Source organism: Alkalibacterium sp. m-11 (genome assembly GCF_054658155.1).
In genome coordinates, this window is sequence record NZ_BAAGIR010000134.1 from 1 (window position 1) to 5,127 (window position 5,127).

Consider the following 5,127-nt stretch of genomic DNA (forward strand, 5'->3'; position numbering starts at 1 on the left):
GTGGAAATGAGATGGTTCCTGTTTACTATAAGAGTATTCACGGTATCGTCTACGATAATTCAGAACTGAAAAAGTAATGGCTACGCACTATCCCAAAAGGGCGAAGGCGTAGCCGAAGCTTTTTTTAAGCAAACCATTCTGATGCTGCTTGAACTTCTGTTGAGGTCAGCTGGTGACCGTAGTTTTCCCAGTGAAGGGTCACTTCAGCTCCTGCTTCAGATAACAGATTTTCTAGTTCGGTTGATTCTTCCGGCGGGCAGATCGGATCATTTGTACCGGCCCCGATGAAGACAGGCAGGCCAGTCAGGTCCGGAAGATCAAGTCCTCTTAAAGGAACCATCGGATGATGAAGGATTGCCCCGGCAAGTGCATCACTGTAATGGAAAAGCAGGCTTCCGGCAATATTTGCGCCATTGGAATAACCTACAGCGACTACTTTCCTACGGTCAAAACCGTATTCTTCAGCAGCTTTGTCTAGAAAGCTGTTCAGTTCTTTCGTCTGAAACTTAAGGTCGTCCTCATCGAATACGCCAGGACCAAGTCGTTTAAAGTAACGGGCCATGCCGTTTTCATTGATGTTTCCAAGTACACTCAACACATTTGCATCAGGATCAATCACGTCTGCAAGTGGAAGCAGATCGCGTTCTGATCCTCCAGTGCCGTGCAGCAGCAGTAAAGTCAGGTCAGTTGTGTCGGTTCCTTTATTGAAAATGTGTTCCATTACTCTCTCTCCTTTAAATTGATTAAGCTTAAAATTAGTTTAACAGAGGAAGCACACGATTAAGCTCATCTCTATGCTTTTCATATTGTTCAGGCAGCTTCAATGACTCACCGAGACTGTCCAGTGGTTCATCTGCAGTAAAGCCGGGAGTATCTGATGCGATCTCAAACAGCAATTTACCATATTCTCTGAAATAAAGAGCTTTGAAGTAGTTTCTATCCTTGACTTCTGTGACCTGATAACCTTTTTCTCTCACATGTTTCTGCCACTCTAGATGATCGGTTTCGTCGGATGCACGCCAGGCTATATGGTGAACAGTTCCGATGCCCATGTCTCCTAATGAATAAGCTTCTAGTGGGATATCGATGGTATGACCTGATGGCCCTTCAGTTGTCAGCCGTATCACGTTATCTTCTTCAGATAATTGATTGAGCCCCATTGTTCCGGTCAGCGTTTCAATAGTCGCTTCCGGGTTGGTGGAGAACAGTACAGCGCCAGCAAATCCTTTAATTGCCACTTCTGGAGAAAGGCCATCGCTGGACCAGGTGTTTTGAGAACCGGCTTCGCGTTCGACTAGTTCAAGCTGCAGACCATGGACATCTTCAAACTGAAGGACAGTTTCATTGAAGCGGGTGGTTTTATGCACCACAATCCCTTTTTCTGTCAGACGATTTTCCCAGAAGGAAAGACTTTCTGGAGGAACGGCAAAGGAAGTGACACCGACTTGTCCGCCGCCGATCTGTCCCTGAGCGCCACTCGTCCAAGGGAAGAAGGTGATGATCGTACCGGGTTCAGCTGTCCCGTTTCCGAAGTATAGATGATAAGTCTGTGGATCGTCGAAATTCACTGTTTTTTTGACCAGTCGCAGCCCAAGTATGGAAGAATAGAAGTCAGCGTTTTCCTGTGGATGCCCGACAATAGCGGTGATGTGATGAATGCCAGATGTTTTTTTCATGAATAGTGCCCCTTTTTTTTATTACGAATTCGAGATATTATATAGTAAGTATACCAACTTCTTACTTTTTGTCAACAGTAAGACATCAATGAAGCGGAGATTAGTCTAACTAGCACATTCCGGTTAACTGGTAATACAGATCTTGCAAGTTGTTCGATTGAAATTTCGTTCTATGATAGTGATGAGAGAGGTGCTGACTCACGAAAACAGTGTAAACATGATAAGATAAAGGAAGAGACTGTCGATGAACTGAGTAAATATAGAATCTGGTGGGGCAGTTATTTTTCACAGATAACTGAGGATAAATGACGAAAGGCCTTATACTGAATGAAGGTGATGGAGCATTTGAAATCAATTCATCAAATCCAGAAGTTCATTGGCAAAGACAAATATTTAACAGATGCGGAGAAAGGGGAAAAAGATAGATGAAAGCATGGACAATCAACAAACCTGGGGGAAGAAATCAGCTGACTAAAGTGGAAAGAGAAAAGCCTGTACCGGCCGAAGGGGAGATTCTTATAGAGGTAAAGGCAGCCGGTATCAACCGTACGGATACGCTGACGAGGCAGAATACAGATCTTGAAAAGCCTTATCCCATTTTGGGTTTGGAAGTCAGCGGAGTAGTAGCCGAAAACCACTCGGAGCATACCCACTTAACAGAAGGCACACGGGTCATGGGGCTGGTTAATCATGGGGGATACGCCGAGTATGTGACCATGCCGGCCGATCGGGCTATGGTGATCCCTGAATCTCTGACCTTTGACGAAGCCGCCGCAATACCCGAGGTGTTCCTGACGGCCTATCAGACTCTTTACTGGCTCGGAGAACTGAAACAGCATGAAAAAGTACTTATTCACGCAGCTGGAAGCGGAGTAGGCACTGCAGCGATTCAGCTCGCTCGTTACCTCAGTGAAGCAGCAGTTGTAGCGACAGCCGGTCAGCCTGAAAAACTTGAACTGGCCAGAGAACTTGGCGCGAGCATTGGAATCAATTACAAGAAGGAAGCTTTCGATGAAGTCGTTCTGCAGCAGACAGGTGAGCATGGAGTGGATGTCATACTGGATTTCGTTGGGGCATCATACTGGGAAAAGAACTTAGCCAGTTGTTCGGTAGATGCACGGTGGATCCTGATAGGGACATTAGGAGGCGCGATGGTAGAGTCGGTCTCTCTAGGTGACCTGATGAAAAAGAGGATCGCTTTAAAAGGTACACTACTCACCCCTAGAAGCGATGAGTATAAAGCTGAACTGACCAGAGAATTTTCTGAAGCCTGTCTGCCTCTATTTAAAGAGGGAAGGCTCGCACCGGTCATTCATTCGGTTGTACCTTTCAGTGACCTGCCAGAGGCGCACCGTCAGATGGAAGACAATGAGAACTTAGGAAAGATCATTCTATCTCTTGATGACTGATTTTTTATTAACAAATTTACAAGAATAAAAGTATTCACCAGTAAGCATCATACAAAATGATCCCGTCTGACTTCCAGAAGTTTTTCTCTAAAGCAGACGGGATTTAATGTAGAAAAGGTGCTGGCTTTCGCGATTCGCAGAATGTTTAACAAAGCTTTTCTTAATAGTAGTATTCAGACTCTTCGATTTCAGCTGTGATTGAACGGTAGTTGCTCTGAAGGGTTTCTGGATATTTTTGACTTCATAGTAGAGCTCGTTGAGCATATCGATGTTTCGACCGATGGTTTCTTTCGTACTCCAGTCAGAAAAGATATTATCGAAGAAAATATCAAAGAAGCGGTGCATTTCACCGAGTTCCTCGTAAGTCAGATCTGTTTCCATCTGAACATCCTTCAGTTCCTTCTTGTATCGGGCGATGGCCGTCTCAAGGTGGGTCAGTTCTTTTTCTGCCTGATCTATTTTGTTGTATTTAATCAGGTCAGTGAATAATCCGTCTGAAAACAGATCCCAGGTGGCCATGGAATCAGCTGAATCAAGTTTGTCTAGCGTGGCATCGAGCCTGTCCAGAACAGTCTGTCCGGCTTTATACGCTTCGTTTATTTCCTTGATCTTATCCTTCAGTTCCAGTCGTTTCTGGCGTTCCTGAGTCAGTTTCTCCGTGAATGAATCATCAGACAGTGACAGCTCACGCTTGAGAACATTCAGTCTTCTTTCTGTATCCTGAACCTGTTCACTCAGCTGTGTTTAGTTTTAATTGTCAAATTGCCGAATTTAGTTGGTTCAGAAAGCAGCTGAACCGTCCAGATTAATTCAATTACTGAACGGTGCTATAGGAAAAGAGCTTAGAGTAAAGACTACAAGCTCTTTTCCTATAGGTTTGCTGTTTCAGGACACTGATAATCTTACTCAGTGTCTCCGGTCAGATCTTCAATCGAATCAATATCCATATATTCAGGAACAACTAGCCCGATTATCGTGCCTTCCATGTTGACCCCCATATCGACGATGTCGTCACCGTATGCTTCAAGATACGTGCCCTGTGTTGTCGGCAGCCATGGCGCAACAGTTGCATCTACTTCACCTTGAGCAAGTGCCTGGAAGAGAATGGATGGATCGACATTTGATACAGTAACATCAAATCCGTGTTCTTCAAGGATCTGTGAAATGACTTGTGAAGATGCACGTTCCGAATCCCATGGGAATGACCCAAGTTCAATCGACTGCCCGTCCACTTCTTCTATACCTTCGACCCAGCTATCAGTAAGGTCACGATTCTCTTCGATCCAGTCTGATGCTGCTTCGTCGAATTCCATATCCTGGGCATTAAGCATGATCTGCTGCATATCATCGACTTCCCAAGAGAAGTTTTCCAGGATAGCGTACGCTTCAGGCATATCTTCTTCAAAACCTATACGGGACATGGTGTGGACAAACTCGCTGTCGCCATAAATACCTTCAGGATCCTCAAGAAACTTCAAATCATACATCTCGAACTTATAGTGTGGGGTCCAGCCGGTAACGACTAGTGGTTCTTCATTTGCTATAGCCGAGTCAATCTGACCCATCATTCCTGCAGTTGAACTTGTTTCCAGCTCCCAGTCGCCCAGGTTATCATACGCATTCAGAGCCTGTTCAGTTGTTTCGGTAATACCAGCACCAGGTTCTATACCAGTGATTGTGTATTCCAGCTGGTCGCCTATGCTGGCGTCTTCCCCGTTCTGTGCTGCATCGTCTCCACAAGCGGCCAGGAGTAGTCCGGCTGAAGCAAGAGAAACGAGTTTTAAAGGTGTTGATTTAATCATACGTGTTGTGTCCTTCATTAGTGATTTTAGTATTTCATGAAAATTTCATTGAATTTTCACTCCGCATATTACCGTAGCATAAATAGTTGTATGAGGCAAAAATTGACAGAATAGGGTATGTGTCAAGACTTTGGCGGAAACTTTTTTTCTAGAGATGGTAACTCTTCAATTTTAATATTAAAATGGCTCATTCTGTGTGTTTCATTACCCAAACATTTTCTTCAGTTGTCCCATTGGACT

Annotated in this window: 5 protein-coding genes; 1 reads left to right on the forward strand and 4 read right to left on the reverse strand. The window is 44.5% G+C overall.

The features are described from left to right. Positions 1–124: 124 nt before the first annotated feature. Complete coding sequence (locus ACYQ2O_RS10380; RefSeq protein ID WP_459796562.1) at positions 125–721, reverse strand: alpha/beta hydrolase; 597 nt, start codon at positions 719–721, stop codon at positions 125–127. A 34-nt stretch (positions 722–755) separates the two neighbouring features. Beyond that, positions 756–1,676 carry a VOC family protein gene (locus ACYQ2O_RS10385; RefSeq protein WP_346024898.1) on the reverse strand — a complete coding sequence of 307 codons (921 nt, stop codon included), beginning with the start codon at positions 1,674–1,676 and terminating at the stop codon, positions 756–758. 425 nt (positions 1,677–2,101) lie between these two features. On the opposite strand from ACYQ2O_RS10385, the gene ACYQ2O_RS10390 reads away from it, so the two are divergent. Further along, on the forward strand, positions 2,102–3,085 hold the full coding sequence (locus ACYQ2O_RS10390) for an NAD(P)H-quinone oxidoreductase (protein ID WP_346024899.1): 984 nt from the start codon (positions 2,102–2,104) through the stop codon (positions 3,083–3,085). An 87-nt stretch (positions 3,086–3,172) separates the two neighbouring features. On the opposite strand, the gene ACYQ2O_RS10395 is transcribed toward ACYQ2O_RS10390, so the two are convergent. Beyond that, positions 3,173–3,604 carry a hypothetical protein gene (locus ACYQ2O_RS10395; RefSeq protein ID WP_346024900.1) on the reverse strand — a complete coding sequence of 144 codons (432 nt, stop codon included), beginning with the start codon at positions 3,602–3,604 and terminating at the stop codon, positions 3,173–3,175. Positions 3,605–3,987: 383 nt separating this feature from the next. Then, on the reverse strand, positions 3,988–4,887 hold the full coding sequence (locus ACYQ2O_RS10400) for a glycine betaine ABC transporter substrate-binding protein (protein ID WP_346024901.1): 900 nt from the start codon (positions 4,885–4,887) through the stop codon (positions 3,988–3,990). Between the last annotated feature and the right edge of the window lie 240 nt (positions 4,888–5,127).